Origin of the sequence: Bifidobacterium cebidarum (genome assembly GCF_009193305.1) — a bacterium.
Classification (GTDB): domain Bacteria; phylum Actinomycetota; class Actinomycetes; order Actinomycetales; family Bifidobacteriaceae; genus Bifidobacterium; species Bifidobacterium cebidarum.
This window is the reverse complement of the sequence record NZ_WBVS01000001.1, coordinates 232,782-248,386: the sequence shown is the minus strand read 5'-3', so window position 1 is coordinate 248,386 and position 15,605 is coordinate 232,782. Positions and strand designations below refer to the sequence as shown.

16 protein-coding genes and 3 tRNA genes are annotated in these 15,605 nt (G+C 57.2%); 9 read left to right on the top strand and 10 right to left on the bottom strand.

Going from position 1 to position 15,605, the window contains the following annotated elements; all coding sequences use genetic code 11:
• Positions 1-36: 36 nt before the first annotated feature.
• Positions 37-711 (bottom strand): phosphate signaling complex protein PhoU, encoded by a 675-nt coding sequence (phoU, locus tag F7D08_RS01020; RefSeq protein ID WP_152208895.1) that lies wholly within the window; start codon positions 709-711, stop codon positions 37-39.
• 195 nt (positions 712-906) lie between these two features.
• On the opposite strand from phoU, the gene F7D08_RS01015 reads away from it, so the two are divergent.
• Positions 907-2,100, top strand: a complete 1,194-nt coding sequence (locus F7D08_RS01015) for a sensor histidine kinase (protein ID WP_152208894.1) — start codon at positions 907-909, stop codon at positions 2,098-2,100.
• Between the two features lie 11 nt (positions 2,101-2,111).
• On the opposite strand, the gene F7D08_RS01010 is transcribed toward F7D08_RS01015, so the two are convergent.
• Positions 2,112-2,366: a DUF2530 domain-containing protein gene (locus F7D08_RS01010; protein ID WP_152208893.1), complete on the bottom strand. Its 255-nt coding sequence runs from the start codon at positions 2,364-2,366 to the stop codon at positions 2,112-2,114.
• A gap of 95 nt (positions 2,367-2,461) precedes the next feature.
• Positions 2,462-3,604, bottom strand: a complete 1,143-nt coding sequence (gene serC / locus F7D08_RS01005) for a phosphoserine transaminase (RefSeq protein ID WP_152208892.1) — start codon at positions 3,602-3,604, stop codon at positions 2,462-2,464.
• Positions 3,605-3,826: 222 nt separating this feature from the next.
• Between serC and F7D08_RS01000 the strand changes: the two genes are divergently transcribed.
• From F7D08_RS01000 to F7D08_RS00990, 3 genes are all read left to right on the top strand, one after another.
• Positions 3,827-4,774 carry a CHAP domain-containing protein gene (locus tag F7D08_RS01000; protein ID WP_152208891.1) on the top strand — a complete coding sequence of 316 codons (948 nt, stop codon included), beginning with the start codon at positions 3,827-3,829 and terminating at the stop codon, positions 4,772-4,774.
• A 156-nt stretch (positions 4,775-4,930) separates the two neighbouring features.
• Positions 4,931-5,677 carry an NlpC/P60 family protein gene (locus F7D08_RS00995; RefSeq protein WP_152208890.1) on the top strand — a complete coding sequence of 249 codons (747 nt, stop codon included), beginning with the start codon at positions 4,931-4,933 and terminating at the stop codon, positions 5,675-5,677.
• A 212-nt stretch (positions 5,678-5,889) separates the two neighbouring features.
• Positions 5,890-6,927, top strand: coding sequence for a universal stress protein (locus tag F7D08_RS00990; RefSeq protein ID WP_152208889.1), 1,038 nt, complete (start codon positions 5,890-5,892; stop codon positions 6,925-6,927).
• Positions 6,928-7,079: 152 nt separating this feature from the next.
• Here the strand turns inward: F7D08_RS00990 and F7D08_RS00985 are convergent, their stop codons facing one another.
• On the bottom strand, positions 7,080-7,493 hold the full coding sequence (locus F7D08_RS00985; RefSeq protein ID WP_152208888.1) for an OsmC family protein: 414 nt from the start codon (positions 7,491-7,493) through the stop codon (positions 7,080-7,082).
• Positions 7,494-7,748: 255 nt separating this feature from the next.
• Between F7D08_RS00985 and F7D08_RS00980 the strand changes: the two genes are divergently transcribed.
• The 3 genes from F7D08_RS00980 to F7D08_RS00970 all read left to right on the top strand — a co-directional run bounded on the left by F7D08_RS00980 (position 7,749) and on the right by F7D08_RS00970 (position 9,896).
• Entirely contained in the window at positions 7,749-8,549 is an 801-nt protein-coding gene (locus F7D08_RS00980; protein ID WP_193316150.1) for a thymidylate synthase, read from the top strand.
• A 105-nt stretch (positions 8,550-8,654) separates the two neighbouring features.
• Positions 8,655-9,317, top strand: coding sequence for a dihydrofolate reductase (locus F7D08_RS00975; RefSeq protein WP_152208886.1), 663 nt, complete (start codon positions 8,655-8,657; stop codon positions 9,315-9,317).
• Between the two features lie 51 nt (positions 9,318-9,368).
• Entirely contained in the window at positions 9,369-9,896 is a 528-nt protein-coding gene (locus tag F7D08_RS00970) for a low molecular weight protein-tyrosine-phosphatase (RefSeq protein WP_152208885.1), read from the top strand.
• Between the two features lie 54 nt (positions 9,897-9,950).
• On the opposite strand, the gene F7D08_RS00965 is transcribed toward F7D08_RS00970, so the two are convergent.
• The 5 genes from F7D08_RS00965 to trmB all read right to left on the bottom strand — a co-directional run bounded on the left by F7D08_RS00965 (position 9,951) and on the right by trmB (position 13,412).
• Entirely contained in the window at positions 9,951-10,283 is a 333-nt protein-coding gene (locus tag F7D08_RS00965) for a branched-chain amino acid transporter permease (RefSeq protein ID WP_152208884.1), read from the bottom strand.
• The gene (locus tag F7D08_RS00960; protein WP_152209088.1) at positions 10,280-11,032 is read right to left on the bottom strand and encodes an AzlC family ABC transporter permease; all 753 of its coding nucleotides are present in this window, start codon (positions 11,030-11,032) and stop codon (positions 10,280-10,282) included. The genes F7D08_RS00965 and F7D08_RS00960 overlap by 4 nt, the downstream gene beginning before the upstream one ends.
• 205 nt (positions 11,033-11,237) lie before the next feature.
• A complete protein-coding gene (locus tag F7D08_RS00955) occupies positions 11,238-12,008 on the bottom strand; it encodes a hypothetical protein (protein ID WP_152208883.1) in 771 nt (256 codons plus the stop codon).
• 173 nt (positions 12,009-12,181) lie between these two features.
• A tRNA-Glu gene (locus tag F7D08_RS00950) sits at positions 12,182-12,253 on the bottom strand.
• A 283-nt stretch (positions 12,254-12,536) separates the two neighbouring features.
• Positions 12,537-13,412 carry a tRNA (guanosine(46)-N7)-methyltransferase TrmB gene (gene trmB, locus F7D08_RS00945; RefSeq protein ID WP_152208882.1) on the bottom strand — a complete coding sequence of 292 codons (876 nt, stop codon included), beginning with the start codon at positions 13,410-13,412 and terminating at the stop codon, positions 12,537-12,539.
• Between the two features lie 332 nt (positions 13,413-13,744).
• On the opposite strand from trmB, the gene F7D08_RS00940 reads away from it, so the two are divergent.
• Both F7D08_RS00940 and F7D08_RS00935 read left to right on the top strand, forming a co-directional pair.
• Positions 13,745-13,818 (top strand) — tRNA-Asp (locus F7D08_RS00940).
• A 37-nt stretch (positions 13,819-13,855) separates the two neighbouring features.
• Positions 13,856-13,931: transfer RNA gene (locus F7D08_RS00935), tRNA-Phe, on the top strand.
• A gap of 38 nt (positions 13,932-13,969) precedes the next feature.
• On the opposite strand, the gene F7D08_RS00930 is transcribed toward F7D08_RS00935, so the two are convergent.
• Positions 13,970-15,274, bottom strand: a complete 1,305-nt coding sequence (locus F7D08_RS00930) for a class I SAM-dependent methyltransferase (protein WP_152208881.1) — start codon at positions 15,272-15,274, stop codon at positions 13,970-13,972.
• Between the last annotated feature and the right edge of the window lie 331 nt (positions 15,275-15,605).

Here is a 15,605-nt window from a genome sequence, read left to right as displayed (position 1 = left end):
ATCCCCTAGGGGATAGGTCTTGAATTATGAAGCCAATCAGTCGATGTCGGTGCCCTCGTCGCGAGTCGGCTTCTTGGAAGGGTCGAAGCCGGAGACGATGTAGGCCACGCGACGTGCCACGGAGACGGCGTGATCGCCAAGACGTTCCAGGAAGCGGCCCAGCAGCACGATGTCCACCGTCTGCTGACGGGTCACGTCATCAGAAAGAGCCAGTTCGAAGGTCTTGTGGTGCAGGTCATCGAGCTTGTCATCGTTCAGGATGATGTTCTCGGCGTGCTTCTCATCACGGTTGTTCAGCAGGTCGACCAGCTCGTCGGTGGTGTGGTTCAGGAAGTCGATCATCTCGGCGAACACCGGCTGTGCGGATTCCGGCAGCGGAGAGGCCGGGTAGGTGCGGCGAGCGGCTTCAGCAACGTGGCGGGCAAGGTCGCCCATGCGCTCGAAGGTGGAAGCCAGACGCAGCGTGGAGACCACCACGCGCAGATCGGTGGCCACCGGGTTCTGCTTGGCGAGCAGCTTCACGCACTGATCGATAACGGAGGATTCAAGGGCGTCAATCTCGATGTCGCCGTCAATCACGGTTTGCGCGGCTTCGACGTCCTGCTTCAGCAGGGCTTCGCCGGCACCGTTGATCGCCTTACGGACATCTTGCGCCATATGGTCGAGGTCGTCAGCAACCTGCTTCAGCTCCTCGTTGAAAATAACGCGCATTTCTCTAGCCTTTCATGCTTGCTTGTTGCAACCTGTACCAGTTTATTATTCCAACTCATGCGCACTACATCAACGTAGTTAAACGCAACCTCAAGTTGTTCAACTGTTCATTGGGTCGTTCACTCGTTATTCATATTAGCGGCGCGCCGCAGCAATGAACAGTAATGACCTTCGGCGTGTGGAAGAATATAAGGCATGATACAGATGCCGCTTGCAGCGCTGATTGCGCTCATCGCGTTGTTCGCCGTTCTGCTGGTTGTGATTGTTGCCATGGCTGTGGGCATCGCCACGCATCGCGTAACGCTGTCCTTCGCCCATCGTGAAGACAATGACATCGATGATTTGCCTGATGACACGGCGGCTTTGCTGTCCATGCTGCCCGGCATTTCGATTGTGGTGGATGAACATGATTCGGTGGTGCGTTCAAGTCCGGCGGCCTATCAACTTGGTGTGGTGGAGGAAGACGCCATTATTGACACCAAAGTGCTCGAGGCCGTGCACGAGGCCAGGAAATCCGGCGGCAAGCGCCAGTTTGATTTAACGACTGCCACACCGGACCGCTATTCGGTGGACCGCGGTGGCAACGATCACGTGACCGCCCAGTCGGTGAGCCGACCGAATTGGCTGAAGATCACGGTGGCGCGTATCAGCGAGAAATTCGTGATCGTGCTAGTCACGGATGTCAGCGAGATCGTGCGTTTCGGCCAGGTTCGTGATTCGTTCATCACCAATGTCTCCGAGCAGTTGTTGAAGCCCACACAGGCGCTGTCCCAATTGGCCGACTCGCTCGAGCAGGGTGATCCCGGCAGCGAGCAGATCGTCAAGGACGCGCGGCTTGTGCGATCCAGCTGCAACAAACTCAACCATATGGTCTCCGACCTGCTGTTGCTGATTCGTGCGCAGGAGCCGATTACGCCGTCCTCGGCCAATAGGCTTAATGTCATGGAACAGCTGCGTGCCACGATCAAATGTCTGGAACCGGAAGCCGAGCGGGCTGGCGTGCAGCTGCGTCTCAAAGGCGATGATGCCTTGGTGATCAATGGATTGGCCGATCAAATCGATAGCGCCGTGACCAAGCTGGTGGAGAATGCCATCGGATACTCCAAGGACAATGGTGTGGTCAGTGTTTCCGCTTCAGCCTCCAAAGATGGCAATCAGGCTGTGATTCGTGTGATTGATCAGGGAGCGGGCATAGCAAAACAGGATCAGAGCCGTATTTTCGAGCGGTTCTATCGCGGTGCCTCGCAGAACGAGCGCACGGCCGATGGCGTGGGCCTTGGTCTGGCCATCGTCAAACATGTGGCGCTGACGCATCATGGCGATGTCTCGGTGTGGAGCGCGGCCGGGCAGGGAAGCACGTTTAGCCTGACGCTGCCGCTCGCGCAATAGGCGGATAGCCGCTACAGGCCAAGCCGCCGGTAATCCCAGCGATCGAAGAACTCCCAGATCAGCAGCAGCAGGCCGATGATCACGCCCGAGGCGCATATCACCACAAACGATTCCGTGCCATGATGAATGGTCAGCGCGATGAGGGCGATGATAAGCGCCACGGCCCACAGGCCGGTGCCGATGCCGAAAACCTTACGCAAATCAACCCGCACCGGCTTCGGTGCGGGTTTGCGAATGGCTGGATCGATGATGGGCGCAAACTTCATAGTCTATGACTGTAGTAAAGAGGAACGTCAAACGCCCCTCTTTACTACTTTTCTTTGGCGTTATGAATGCTTTGGACGTCGTGCCGGCGAATGCGTTACAAATGCTCGACCACGTAATCGATGCACTTGGTCAGACTCACCACATCGGACGGTTCCACTGATGGGAACACGCCGACACGCAGCTGGTTGCGGCCGAGCTTGCGGTAGCCGGCGCAATCCACAATGCCGTTTTCGCGCAGCAACGCCAGTACCTGATTGGCCTGGACACGCTCATCCAAATCGATGGTGACCACCGCATGGGAGCGCGCGGCGGGATCGGAGACGAATGGTTGTGCGTAATCGGAGCGTTCGGCCCATGAATACAACAGCGATGCGGACTTGGCGCAGCGGGTGGTGGCCCAGTCGAGGCCGCCATTGTCGTTGAGCCAGCGGACCTGGTTCTCCATCATGATGAGATTCGCCACGGAAGGAGTGTTCAGCGTCTGGTCCTTGCGGGAATTCTCCAAGGCCTTGGTCAACGAGAGGAACGGCGGCACCCATCGGCGCGCGCCATCGAGATGCGCGCTGGACTCCACGCCTGCCGCACGTTCGATGGCGGCGGGGGAAAGCACGGCCACCCATAGGCCGCCGTCCGAACCGAACGCCTTCTGCGGAGAGAAGTAATACACATCGGTCTGGCTGATGTCGATAGGCAAGGCTCCGGCCGCGCTGGTGCCATCGATTACGGTCAGCGCACCGGCCTCCTGGCTGCCGTGGACGCGATGAATCGGGGCCGCCACACCGGTGGAGGTCTCATTGTGCGCCCAGCAATAGGTATCCACACCTTCGGTAAACTCAGGAAGCCGATATGTGCCGGGTTCCGACGAGAAAATAGCCGGCTCTTCAAGGAACGGCGCGTTGGCTGCGGAAGCGGCGAACTTCGCGCTGAATGAGCCATAGGTGCCGAACGCGGCACGCCGGGTGATTAGGGAGGCGCATGCGATTTCCCAGAATGCGCTGGCGCCACCATTGCCCAAGGCAATCTCATAGCCGTCAGGCAGCTTGAAGAAGTCGTGCAATCCTTCGCGGATTGAGCCGACCAGCTGCTTTACCGGAAGCTGACGGTGAGAGGTGCCAAGCAGAGTAGTGGCACCTGCATCCAGTGCTGCGATCTGCTCCGGGCGCACCTTGCTGGGGCCGGAGCCGAAACGACCGTCTTCGGGCTTTATCGAATCGGGAATCTTTACTGTCATAGTCACGCAGAATAGGGTAGTCAACACAGGGGAATAACGCCAGAACATGATCGGTGGCCGGATTGACATATTGTCGAAAATAGGATATCGAACCGGTTTGACACGCCGATATGCTCGTCGTTTGATTCCTCAATGACGCATGTTCGTTGTAGAGTAAATGGCAGTGTCGGTACAGCGGTACCTGATCATGATGTGCCGTTGTCAACCAAACCAAGGAGTTTATTAGGTATGAAGCATGCTTCGCATAAAGCGGCCAAGGTTACACGCCAGAAGTTTAGCTTAGCGAAGGCGCTGTTCTCCTCTGGTAAGGGAACACATTCCATTCGCTCTGTTCGCGCCGTGCAGTCCGCAGGCGACGATGCAGCCGTGCTGGGGTTGGACCCCGCAGTGGCTGCCAAGATCAACGAGATCGCTCCGCAAACCCGTCGTTCGATTCGGCAGGCCGCCCGTGCCGCCGAACGTCGCAGCCATATTCTCGCCTCCGCGTCGCTCGCCGCTCTGGTGGGCACTGCAGCCGGTGCCATGGCTTTTGCCAACACTGATGAAGACCTGACTGTTGCCGATAGCGCCACGACCACCACGCAAATCAAGCGGGTGAGTGACCTCAGCGCCGCGTCGCGTTCTGAAGCTCGTACCGATCTCACCTCGTCGGTGGCCACTCAGTCTGATGTCGAGGGTGATTGGGGCTTGAGCAATTCCGACGGTGCCTTGGATACCAAGCTGATGAACCGTAACGCGGCAAAGAATGCGGTGGTCTCCGCATTGCTCGATCAGGATGCCGATGTGGTGCCGGACGGGTTCAATCCGAATCATGATACCGGCGCCAACGGCAACACGTACCCGTGGGGTCAGTGCACGTGGTATGCGTATGAGCGCCGTGCACAGATGGGCCTGCCTACCGGCAGTAGGTTCGGCAACGCCACTACTTGGGCTTCCTCCGCCAGCGCTCTTGGATATTGGGTGGATGGGACCCCGCGTCATGTCGGTGACGTCGTGGTGTTCCAGCCGGGTCAAGAAGGTGCCGCCGCGTATTACGGGCATGTAGCTGTGATAGAGAAGATCAACGCGGACGGCTCGATTGAGGTTTCCGAGTCCAATGTCAAGGGATTGGGTGTTATTTCCAGCCGTACCTTCTCCGCTGACCAGGCCAGCAAGCTTCAGTTCATTCATTACTGATGTCCGCTATCTTCATAGTGCTGATTGCTGCGAGGCCGGTTCGTATCTGATTGATGACGGCAAGCGCGACACGCCGGGGAATGTGCATTATCTCATAGCTTTGAATTTCGCTGTGGACGTGATTTGTTGAATGGTGCAGTGTAAGGTGAGGGTTCTATGAAGACTAATTCCGTAATCTCTTCTATGGTGGCAGTGTGCGCCGCAGCTGCATGCTTGTTCGCCTTTGCTCCTGCGGCTTCGGCTGCTTCGGTCCAGGAGACTGTCACCTCCACCAAGTCCTTCCCCGCATACACGCAGGTGCGCAAGGACTTCGCCGCTGAAGCCACCTCCACGGATGTGGCTGATGATGCCAGCTGGGGAGACGTGGAAAGTCTCAACGTTCCTCAGACCAAATCTCAGGCCGAGAAGGATGCGGAGGCTCAGAAGAAAGCTCAGGAAGAGGCGGCTCAGAAGGCCGCCGAGCAGGCTCGGTCTCAGTCTCAGTCCGATGCTGCGGCAAGCCGCAATAATTCCCGTTCCGCGCTGAGCTACTCCGATTCAGAGGCCACTGCCAGCGCTGGCGCCGCGGCTTCTATCGATCGTGCGTATTCGTTGATTGGCGGATCGATGGACTGCACTGCACTGGTGACCAAGGCGCTTGCCGCTCGCGGCATTAACTTCCACGGCTGGCCCGAGGAATACGTCAATGTGCCAGGCGGCTATGTGGTCACTGATGGTTCCCTCCAGCCGGGCGATATTCTGATCTACAAGTACACGAACGGCGCCAATGGCGGTCTTCACTATGATCACGTCGCCTTATATGTTGGCGGTGGCAAGGCCATTCACGGTGGCTGGAATGGCAGCAACGTTGCCTTGGCGGGTATCCTGGCCAGCAAGCTCACCACTGTGGTGCGCATCCCGTAACATATCGGATTGATTGTTCTTCAAAGGCTTTGCAAGTCCCGGAAATGAGGCTTGCAAAGCCTTTATTCATCTGTCGTCATGGGTACGGCTATGGGCGTCGGCAGATGGGATTGTGATTTTTCCCGCGTTTTTATTACCGGCCAACTTGAGCATTGCGGGGTATTGTTAAAGGTATGCGGTGCTGATGCCGTAATAACTTCAAGGAGGTCGTCATGATTAACGACAAGGCCATTCTCGTCGGTGTTGACGGGTCGCATGCCAGTTACAAGGCAACATGGTGGGCCGCGAACTATGCCAAGCATGCCGGACTCACGCTGCAGATCGTCTGCGCGTATTCCCTGCCCAGCTATGCAGCGGTATCATTTGATGCCACCTACACGGCGATGGGGGACGACAATGCCGCGCATTCCGATGCTCAGGAGATTCTGTCCAAAGCTAAGGCCATCGCTGATGAGCAGGGTGTCGAGGCCGCCACGCTGATCGTCACCGGTGACCCGGCATCGGTGTTCGTGGAGCTCTCCCGCAACTACAATCTCATTGTGATCGGCAACCGCGGCAAAGGCGGTCTGGCTGAGCGTCTGCTGGGTACCACGTCCTCCTCGCTGCCGGCTTACGCGTATTGCCCGATTGTCGTGGTGCCGTACACCGATGACGACGGCAACCTGATGCATTTGAACAACACGATCACCAAGGTGGCCGTGGGCTCCGACGAATCCAAGTGGGGTCTGAAGGCGCTGGAGATCGCCGCCGACTTCGCCACGTGCTGGGATGCCGAACTGGACGTGCTTTCCGCTGTGCCGAACCTGAAGGGCATCGACGGCGAAGACGATGTGCTGAAGTCCTATGAGGATGACTTGGAGGTGCGTATCAAGCCGCTGCAGGAATCCCATCCGAACCTGAAGATCAATAAGCACATCGTCTCTGGCCCGGCTGTAAGTGCCCTGACCAAGGCCAGCTACGATCATGATGTTGTGGTGGTGGGCTCCCGTGGCCGTGGCGGCTTCACCGGTCTACTGCTTGGTTCCACCAGTCAGGGACTCTTGCAGCATGCCGTGGGGCCGGTGTATGTGGTGCCGCGCAAGTATGTTGAAGCCGCGGAATCCCGTCTTGACACGGTTCCGAGCTCGCCGGCCGACGTGCCGACCAAGTCGCTGGAGGAGATCGCCGGCGTCGAGGAGATTCCGGTGGACAAGGCCGAGCCGGAAGTCGCCAAGGAAATCGAGAAGACCATCGATCCCGAGCGTCAGTAGACCCAGTAGGCCAGTTGCTAACTGACCGTCATCAGATAAGGGGCATGACGCTGGACACAAGGCCGTTCGGCCAAGCTTACGGTCCAGCGTCATGCCCCTTATCCGATGATTTCGGCAGTGACCGGAATCGACTATCGGGTCAGTTGGTTGATTTAGTGCTTGATGGTCACATTCATGCGCACAGGGGTCTCCTGCACATAGGTGTGCTTGACTGTGCAGCCCTTGTCGATATGACGGGTGATGCGTTCCTTGAGCTTTTCGGCGTCCTCATCGGAAAGGCCGGCGTCGGAGGCATCGACCACAACCTGCTCTTCAAAACCGGTGTAAGCGTCGTTCTCAGGGTCGTAGGAGCCATCCACCACGATCTTGGCGCCCTTGCCCTCGCCGAGCGTGTGCTCGATGGCGAATTGGCTGGAAAGCGCGGCGCAGCCGGCCAAAGCCACCTTCATCAGATCGCCGGGGGTGAACTGACCGCGATCCTTGCCGAACTTGATGTGAGCGCCATCATCGCTGAATGCGTCCCATGAACCGTCCTTGTTGCGCTCCACCCACAGTCGCTTACCCATAGTGTGCCTCCTTACGGCATCTCATGGCATTGATTGACCTTTCCATTATGCCTCGAGCATCGTGATTGCGGGAGTATCAGCCCGTAATGGCTAAAGGATCGTGTTGCTGTGGCACCGATGGCGACGCCGGTGATGACGCTGATGGGGAATTGAGGTCTTGCCCCTGCCGCTACCATAGTGCGCATGGCTTTGACCGAAGAACAACTTGCAGAAATCCGTTCACGTATCCCCGCTCGTCCGCAAACCAATGTCCCCATGCCCTATGAGGACCTGGTGCGCAAGATCCTGACCGAAGGCACGCTGAAGTCCGACCGCACCGGCACGGGCACGATTTCCCTGTTCGGTCAGCAGATGCGATTTGATATCTCGAGCTATTTCCCGTTGCTCACGACCAAGACCGTGTTCTTCAAGGGACTGGCATATGAGTTGCTGTGGTTCCTCAAAGGTTCCACCAATGTGCGGTGGTTGCAGGAACACAACGTGCATATCTGGGATGAATGGGCCGATGAGAACGGTGATCTGGGCCCGGTGTATGGGGCGCAGTGGCGTTCGTGGCCGGCTCCTACGCCCGAAGACCCGAACCGTACCATCGACCAGATCGCCAATGTAATGGATCTGATTAAGCACCACCCGGATTCCCGACGCATGGTGGTGTCGGCTTGGAACCCGGCTGAGGTGGAGCATATGGCACTGCCGCCGTGCCATGCGTTGTTCCAGTTCTACGTAGCCGATGGCAAGCTCAGCTGCCAGCTGTACCAGCGTTCATGCGATATGTTCCTGGGCGTGCCGTTCAACGTGGCCTCGTATTCGCTGCTGACCCTGATGATGGCGCAACAGGCCGGCCTTGAGCCGGGAGAATTTGTCTGGACCGGTGGTGACTGCCATGTCTACGACAATCACATCGAGCAGGTGCTCGAACAGTTGAGCCGTGAGCCTTACCCGTACCCGCAGATTGAGATCCGTAAGGCCGATTCGCTTTTCGATTATCGGTATGAGGACTTCACCATCGTGGGGTACCGGCATCACCCCACTATCAAAGCGCCTGTGGCGGTCTGATAGTCGTCAGTCCGCAACCTTCGGCTCCGCTACTAGTGCGGAGCCGTCTGACATATCAACTACACTAAGGCCCAGTTCCGTTGAATCCAGGAGGAGTAAAGCGAAATGGAGCATGACAGTAGCCGTAGCGGCTATCACGAACCCGAGCCCGGAGTTGCCGGGCTGTCTGCTAATGAGGAGGACTGGGGAGACGACTTTCCCAAGACTTTCTCGGTGAATATGATTTGGGCCGAAGCCCGCGACAAAGAAGGTCGCCAGGGCGCAATCGGCTTTAACGGTGGAATGCCTTGGCATTGCGCTGAAGACATGAAGCATTTCAAGGAGCTGACCGTCTCCCATCCGGTGATCATGGGCCGCAAGACCTGGGAATCATTGGGATTGAAGTACCGGCCGCTGCCGAATCGAGACAATATCGTGGTCTCTCGCGACCCGCTCTACAGCGCACCCGGCGCGACCGTGGTCACCAGCCTCGATGATGCACTTGATTTGGCCCGTCAGGAGGCGATTCCGGATGATGGTCTGGATCGCTCCGAAATCTGGGTGATTGGTGGCGCGCAGTTGTTCGCTGAAGCGTTGCCATTCGCCAACAAGGCGTACATCACAGTGCTGGATGCCGAGGTCGATGCCGATTCCTACGCACCGGATATGAAGGCGCTGGTCGAGGCCGGCCTGTGGCGTGAAGCCGAGATGGGGGAGCGGCTCAAGCCGGCCGACCCCGATTGCGGCATCGCTTCTTACCGGTTCTGCGTGCTGACGAAAACCAAGTGATACGTGGCCCACTGGCTGCATATACGACGACATACGAGACGAAAGTAATCGATGAGCAATACCACCCATCCTTATACCGTGATGACCGTGTGCACCGGCAATATTTGCCGCTCCCCCATGGGGGAGATTATCCTGCGCCACTTTTTCGACGAACGTGGGCTAGGCGACAAGGTGAATGTGGAATCCAGCGGCGTCTCAGACGAGGAGTGGAGCCATCCGATCGATCCGCGTGCCGTGCGCGTGCTGCGCGAACGTGGCTATGGCGATGAAATTCCCCGCGATCATTTCGCCCATCGCATTTCCCGCGACGAAATCAATCGCACCGACCTGTTCCTGCCGATGACCGCTTCCCATATGCGCGCGCTGCTGCGTATGCTGCCGTCTGGCAAGCGTGCCGAAGTGCATATGTACCGCAGCTTCGATCCGAACCTGCCCAAGCCGAAGCCGGGGCGCGAGGACCAGATTGATCTGGTCGACCCATGGTATGGCGGGCCTCATGAGTTCGAGGTTGCCATCGACCAGATTGAAGAGGTCGCACCCTATATTGTCGACTGGGTGGAGAAGCAGCTGAAAGACTGATGCCGATACGCGAAGACCGGGTCCCCTGATGGAGACCCGGTCTTTCGTTGCCGGCTAAAACACCAATTGCACCAGCAGCATGTACACGATTGTGCCGCTGGCGATTGAAAGCAGCATATTGCGTTTCCACCAGTGCAGCAGCACGATTACAGCGCAGGCGATCAGCTCGGGAATGCCATGTGAGCCCGTGAGAATCGGCGTATTGCGCAATGCGTACACCACGAGGAGTCCGGTCATGGCGTAGGGCAGCACCGAGCCAAGGTAATCGATGACGCGTGGCGGTTCTTTGGATTCCGGAAAGACGATGAACGGCAGAAACCGGGTGAGGATGGTGCCGAAGGCCACCACGGCAACGGTAATCACTCCCTGCCATATGGTCATAGTCATTGCTGGTGAGCCTCCGTGTGATTGATGACGGTATCGTCGGTTTCGGTTTGGGTTTCGGGCTTCAGCGTATCCAAATAGGGGCGCAGCGCCATGAACAGCACCAGCATGGCGACAAGAGCGGGAATCATGAAATCATCAGCGCCGAAAATCACCAGGCATATCAGGGAAGCCAGCACACCGATCACCGCGGAGAGACGTTCGTGATGTTTGCCGCCAAGCCACTGATCCAGGAAAATCACCAGAAACAGTGCGGTAAGCACAAATTCGAGGCCTTCGGTGTTGAATTGCAGATGCGAGCCGATCAGGCCTCCAACGGTGGCTCCGACAACCCAATACGATTGATTGAACAGCGTGACCCATAAATAGAACCAACCACGGTCTACGTCCTGCGGAATACGCGCGGAGGAGTTGATGGCGAACGTTTCATCGCACATGCCGTAAATCAGGTACGGGCGCTTCCAGCCAAGGCCTTTGAATTTGCTCAACATGGACAGGCCATAGAACAGATGGCGCGCATTCACCATAAGGGCGAGCAGGAAAGCGGCCAGGGGATTGAAAGCGGAAAGCAGGAGGTTCACGGTGACGAATTCCATCGAGCCCGCGAAAATAAACGCACTCATGCACATGGGCCACACGAACGAGAATCCCTTGGTGCCCATCAGCATGCCGTAAGACGCACCGAGGAAGAGAAAACCCATGCAAATCGGCACCGTGAGCGGAAATGCGGCCTTCAAGGCCTTGACGCGCATGCCGACTCGCTGTTGGCGAGGGGGAGAACCTGCTTCGATTTGCGATTCATGTGCCATGGACGTTCGTGTGCCTCCCACTGTAATGCGCCTACTGAATAGCGGGCGCAGGCGATGAGCATATCGGGGCATCGTGTCCGCGACCCGACATACGAAGATATGAATAGACCTCGACCTTGCCGGCAATATGCGGCAGCGCGCAGACGACCTATCGATTGGCGGCTGGTGCGGATGCGGAAGACTCGTCGTCCACGAGCAGTGTGCCTGCGACGGGTCGTATGGAGGCTCCGTGCATGCGAGCATGATTATTGCCGTCTTTGCGGCCGTCCCATGCGCGTTCCACGAAAACTACGGGTATGGGGGCCATGCCGGTTACGGCGATGCGCCTTCCCACGAGATTGATATCGAGCATGGCCATGAAATGCCGGTGCTCCCATTTCGGGCGCGGATCGGGCAAGCCGTTCAGGGCCTTCCATTGCGCAGCGTCGACATATGCCGGTACATGCATCGATCGATGTTCCGGACTGATCCGCCACATGATACGCTTCACCGGATATTTGAATATATCGTCATCATTGCCCCTAGCGTCGGCATATGAGACAAGGCCTGGGTGAATTCGCTCCGCTTCGATGCCGACAAATGAATCGGACGTGAGTTTGTGGCGGAGACGTTGCCATGAACGCTTGTCGCGCGAGGACACGATCACGATGGACAGCGGCAGGCCCGACGCCAGAAGCAATGCGATTCCACACACCAGAGCCGGCAGGTCGAGCGCTCCAGGCGTCCATATGGGTATGTCTCCATGGTCGGATACCCACAGGGATGATGCCGCTCTGATAAGTAGAAGTATTCCTCCACAGACGAAAAGCGTAAAGATAATCGCTGAACGCACTATGCGGCGTTTGTCATGCCGAATTTCGACGTCTTTCTCCCTGATGGCTCTGAGAACCACGGTGTGACTGCCTTCCAACCATTCCATATGCTCGTCCCTTCTCCCGGCAAGTCATCGGATTCGATCGACGGCGAGGACTGATGCCTGAATTCCCTTAGTGACCACTGTAGTTGGCTTCGGAATAAGCGGACCCCATTATGTGCAACCGCATATGAACATATGAAAAAACCTCGGCCTAATGGTCGAGGTTTTTGTTGAAGTACCCCCAGAGAGAGTCGAACTCTCGTTGTCAGATTGAAAGTCTGGTGTCCTAACCGTTAGACGATGGGGGCGGACAACTCGTCTTACTATAGTGAGCCTCTGCTGTTTGCGCAAATTTTGATTTGCTTCGGCGTGTCGTGTTGGGATTGCTGGGTTTTGCGGGACGGAAATGCAATGGGGTGCATTCTGCAGTTGCATCCCGCTCACTGGTTGTGTCCCACGGTCCGTGTGTGAGAAACGTTGGAATTGCGCCAATCTTAGGTTCTGCTGCAATTGGGGTGCGTGGGATGCAAGTGCATAAATGGCCAAAATGCTTTTCCGCCCCGCAACTATAGCCAGGCCATAACTGCGAGCTCAGCGAAGGGCGACTGCCTGATAAGTGAAGTCGTGAATCACGCGACCGGCGTCCAGACCCTTCTTTTCGAAGTTGGTCAGTACACGACCGTCGAAGCGTTCGGACTCGGTGAAGTCGGCGTGCGGCATATCGGCGGCCATGTCGGCATTGCCCTTACCAACATGCTCCAGCGGCAGGCTTACGGTGATGGTGCCGATGTTCTTCCATCCATTCAGATGATCCATAACCTCATGCGTGTGCAGCGCGTAATCCTCGATGTCGGTGGCGATACGCCATACGCCGTTGTGCGCCAGTGCATTATGAATGTTGCTGGCGAGCTCCGGCTGCACGATGCGGCGCTTGTGATGCTTCTTCTTCGGCCAGGGGTCCGGGAAGAAGGTCCAGACCTCGGCGATGGTGCCGGGGGCGGTGACCTTGAACAGTTCCGCGGCGTTGACTTGGGCGATGCGAATGTTGGTAAGGCCTTGCTTGCCGGCCAGCAGCAGCGTGTGGGCCACGCCCGGGTCGTATACCTCAAGGGCCAGGAAGTTAGTTTCCGGATGGGCTGCGGCCGCGGCGACCACGTTCTCCCCCTGTCCGGTGCCGATCTCCACGATCAGTGGGTTGCTGTTGCCCCACGTGGACTGGATATATGCCTCGGTCAAGGAGAAGCCCTCTCGCACGTCGAGCCGTGCGTTGCCGGCGTCGATGTCCAAAAGGTAGGTGTCGGCATAGTTGTCCCATGCTCGCTGCAGTCGGGTGTCCAGCCGTGCCGAGCGACGGACGAAAGACAGCACTTTATGAATCGGGTGAGCTGGCGCCGTATGTTCCTCGTTGGCGTGCGTTGCGTCGAAATCCTCGTTTACCGGCTCAATTAAGGATTGGGGGTCGGTCATAATGGTGATTGGCCTTTCGTCAAGGTGGTTCATGCCACGCTGTGGTGTGCGAGCTGCTTGTTATATGATTCGCTATCTGACCATTGTGCCACCCGCTATGCCGAGCCGGATGGCGGGTGGCAGGTACACTTCGGCGGGCATAGGGCCATTCGATATGCGTGGGGCCGGCTTCTATGCCGGTACTGTGTGTGACTACGCGAAATCACATCGTGAATGGGTGGTGGTAATTCAATGCAAATCGTTGGAAATCAGCCGGACACGCCGTGGTTTGCGTAAGTTCTGATTTTCAGTATTATATCTATCTGTTGCCTGTCGCAAGACAGAAACAACACGGCCCCGTAGCTCAGTTGGTTAGAGCGCCGCCCTGTCACGGCGGAGGTCACCGGTTCAAGTCCGGCCGGGGTCGCTTGAATGGCCGCTTATTTACAAGCGATCTATTCAATGGCTCTGTAGCTCAGTTGGTAGAGCGAGCGACTGAAAATCGCTAGGTCAACGGATCGACGCCGTTCGGAGCCACCACTGCAAAAGCCCCGCTTTCGAGCGGGGCTTTTTGGTTCTCAGGCCTTCCACCAAGGGCGCAGTGGGTACCACTTGCCGTCCGGGTGGCCGACGCGGTCGGGCTTGACCGCGAGGAACTGGTGAATCTGAATGCCGTCGAGCTCAAAGTTCAACGCGCAGGCCGCCATGTACAGACCCCAGACCTTGGCGCGTTCGAAACCAACCTGTTTGACCGCGTCGTCCCAGTGTTCGGAAAGGTTCTTGTTCCAGTGGTGCAGGGTCAGCGCGTAATGCTGACGCAGGTTCTCCTGATGCACCACGTTGAATCCGGCGTCGTGGATGCAGGATTCAATGAATCCGGGGGCGCCGAGATCACCATCCGGGAAGATGTATCGATCGAGGAATTCGTCGGTGCCGGGCTTGCCGTTCGGCTTGTCATGGCTGATGGTGATCTGATGGTTCAACAGTCGACCCATCGGCTTCAGGAGTCGGAACATCTCCTCGAAATAGCTCTGATAGTTTTTGGTGCCTACGTGCTCCATCATGCCGATGGAGCAGATGCCGTCGAAATCGCGCTCGGGGACTTCGCGGTAATCCTGCACGCGCACTTCGGCCAGATCTTGCAATCCCTCGCGGCGAATCCAATCATTCGCGTATGCCGCCTGTTCCTTGGAAAGAGTCACGCCGAGGGCTTTGATGCCGCGGCGGGCCGCAGTGATGACCATCGAGCCCCAGCCGCAGCCAATATCAAGCAAACGCTCGCCAGGCTGGAGACCAAGTTTGTCAAGAATCAGGCGCAGCTTATTCGCCTGGGCGTCTTCCAGGCTCATGTTCTCATTGTCGAATACCGCGCAGGTATAGGTCATGGAGGGGCCCAGGAAGTCAGCATAGAACTCGTTGGACATGTCGTAGTGGAAGCTCACCGTTTCGGAATCGGCCTTCTCCGTATGAGGCATCAGTCCTCGCTTGATACGGTCGAACTTGCTTGGTCCTTCGGTGGAAGGCACTGGAGGCTTTCTGAGCCCGTGACTGAGGATGCCCGCCGAAACTCGCGCGAAGGAAACCGGTGTGATGGGCTTGACGTACTTGGCCAGCGAAATGAGCTTGCGCATAGCCGGATAAGGGTCGGCGTAATCGATGCCTTCCACATCAAAATCGCCGAGCACGTAAGCGCGGACCACGCCAATTTCATTCGGATGTGCCAAGAGCTGGTACATGCAGTTTGGGCTGGTAATGCGAATACGCAGATCGGCGTCGCTCGGGCCAAAATGCGAGCCGTCAAATGCGTCCACGCGTACGGGTGCCGAGTGATCCACGAATAGTTCCACCATTTGCGCAACGGTCATCGATTTGCCGTTTGCCATACAACCACCTCGATTTCCATATCGACAATATATGAACTTCCAACCGTGCTCATATCCTAGTCCGCTCATACGTGTTTGAAGCCGATTATCATGGTCTGAGCGTTGATGATCGCTGTTGGCGGAAGAATCTCATCGTTCAGGAAAATATTTGATTGCATGGTATCTTCTCAGCGTGTTTTCAGGTTAACGTTCACAGACGCGCTAGACTGAGGAATCGTTAGACCATTCAACGAACGAATGGCTGGAACAGGTACGAGCTCAAAAAGGAGAGCACCTATGGTTTATCGCATGATTTACCGGAGACCATAAGAAACCGCGAAATTCCAACGTT

Excerpts from the sequence above, each read along its gene's own strand:
- F7D08_RS00930 (WP_152208881.1), bottom strand. The coding sequence starts at position 15,274 with ATGGCAAACGGCAAATCGATGACCGTTGCGCAAATGGTGGAACTATTC.
- F7D08_RS01015 (WP_152208894.1), top strand. The coding sequence starts at position 907 with ATGATACAGATGCCGCTTGCAGCGCTGATTGCGCTCATCGCGTTGTTC.
- F7D08_RS00965 (WP_152208884.1), bottom strand. The coding sequence starts at position 10,283 with ATGACTATGACCATATGGCAGGGAGTGATTACCGTTGCCGTGGTGGCC.
- F7D08_RS00980 (WP_193316150.1), top strand. The coding sequence starts at position 7,749 with ATGCCCTATGAGGACCTGGTGCGCAAGATCCTGACCGAAGGCACGCTG.
- F7D08_RS00970 (WP_152208885.1), top strand. The coding sequence starts at position 9,369 with ATGAGCAATACCACCCATCCTTATACCGTGATGACCGTGTGCACCGGC.
- phoU (WP_152208895.1), bottom strand. The coding sequence starts at position 711 with ATGCGCGTTATTTTCAACGAGGAGCTGAAGCAGGTTGCTGACGACCTC.
- F7D08_RS01010 (WP_152208893.1), bottom strand. The coding sequence starts at position 2,366 with ATGAAGTTTGCGCCCATCATCGATCCAGCCATTCGCAAACCCGCACCG.
- F7D08_RS00990 (WP_152208889.1), top strand. The coding sequence starts at position 5,890 with ATGATTAACGACAAGGCCATTCTCGTCGGTGTTGACGGGTCGCATGCC.
- F7D08_RS00960 (WP_152209088.1), bottom strand. The coding sequence starts at position 11,032 with ATGCGCGTCAAGGCCTTGAAGGCCGCATTTCCGCTCACGGTGCCGATT.
- F7D08_RS00985 (WP_152208888.1), bottom strand. The coding sequence starts at position 7,493 with ATGGGTAAGCGACTGTGGGTGGAGCGCAACAAGGACGGTTCATGGGAC.
- F7D08_RS00955 (WP_152208883.1), bottom strand. The coding sequence starts at position 12,008 with ATGGAATGGTTGGAAGGCAGTCACACCGTGGTTCTCAGAGCCATCAGG.
- trmB (WP_152208882.1), bottom strand. The coding sequence starts at position 13,412 with ATGACCGACCCCCAATCCTTAATTGAGCCGGTAAACGAGGATTTCGAC.
- F7D08_RS00975 (WP_152208886.1), top strand. The coding sequence starts at position 8,655 with ATGGAGCATGACAGTAGCCGTAGCGGCTATCACGAACCCGAGCCCGGA.
- F7D08_RS00995 (WP_152208890.1), top strand. The coding sequence starts at position 4,931 with ATGAAGACTAATTCCGTAATCTCTTCTATGGTGGCAGTGTGCGCCGCA.
- F7D08_RS01000 (WP_152208891.1), top strand. The coding sequence starts at position 3,827 with ATGAAGCATGCTTCGCATAAAGCGGCCAAGGTTACACGCCAGAAGTTT.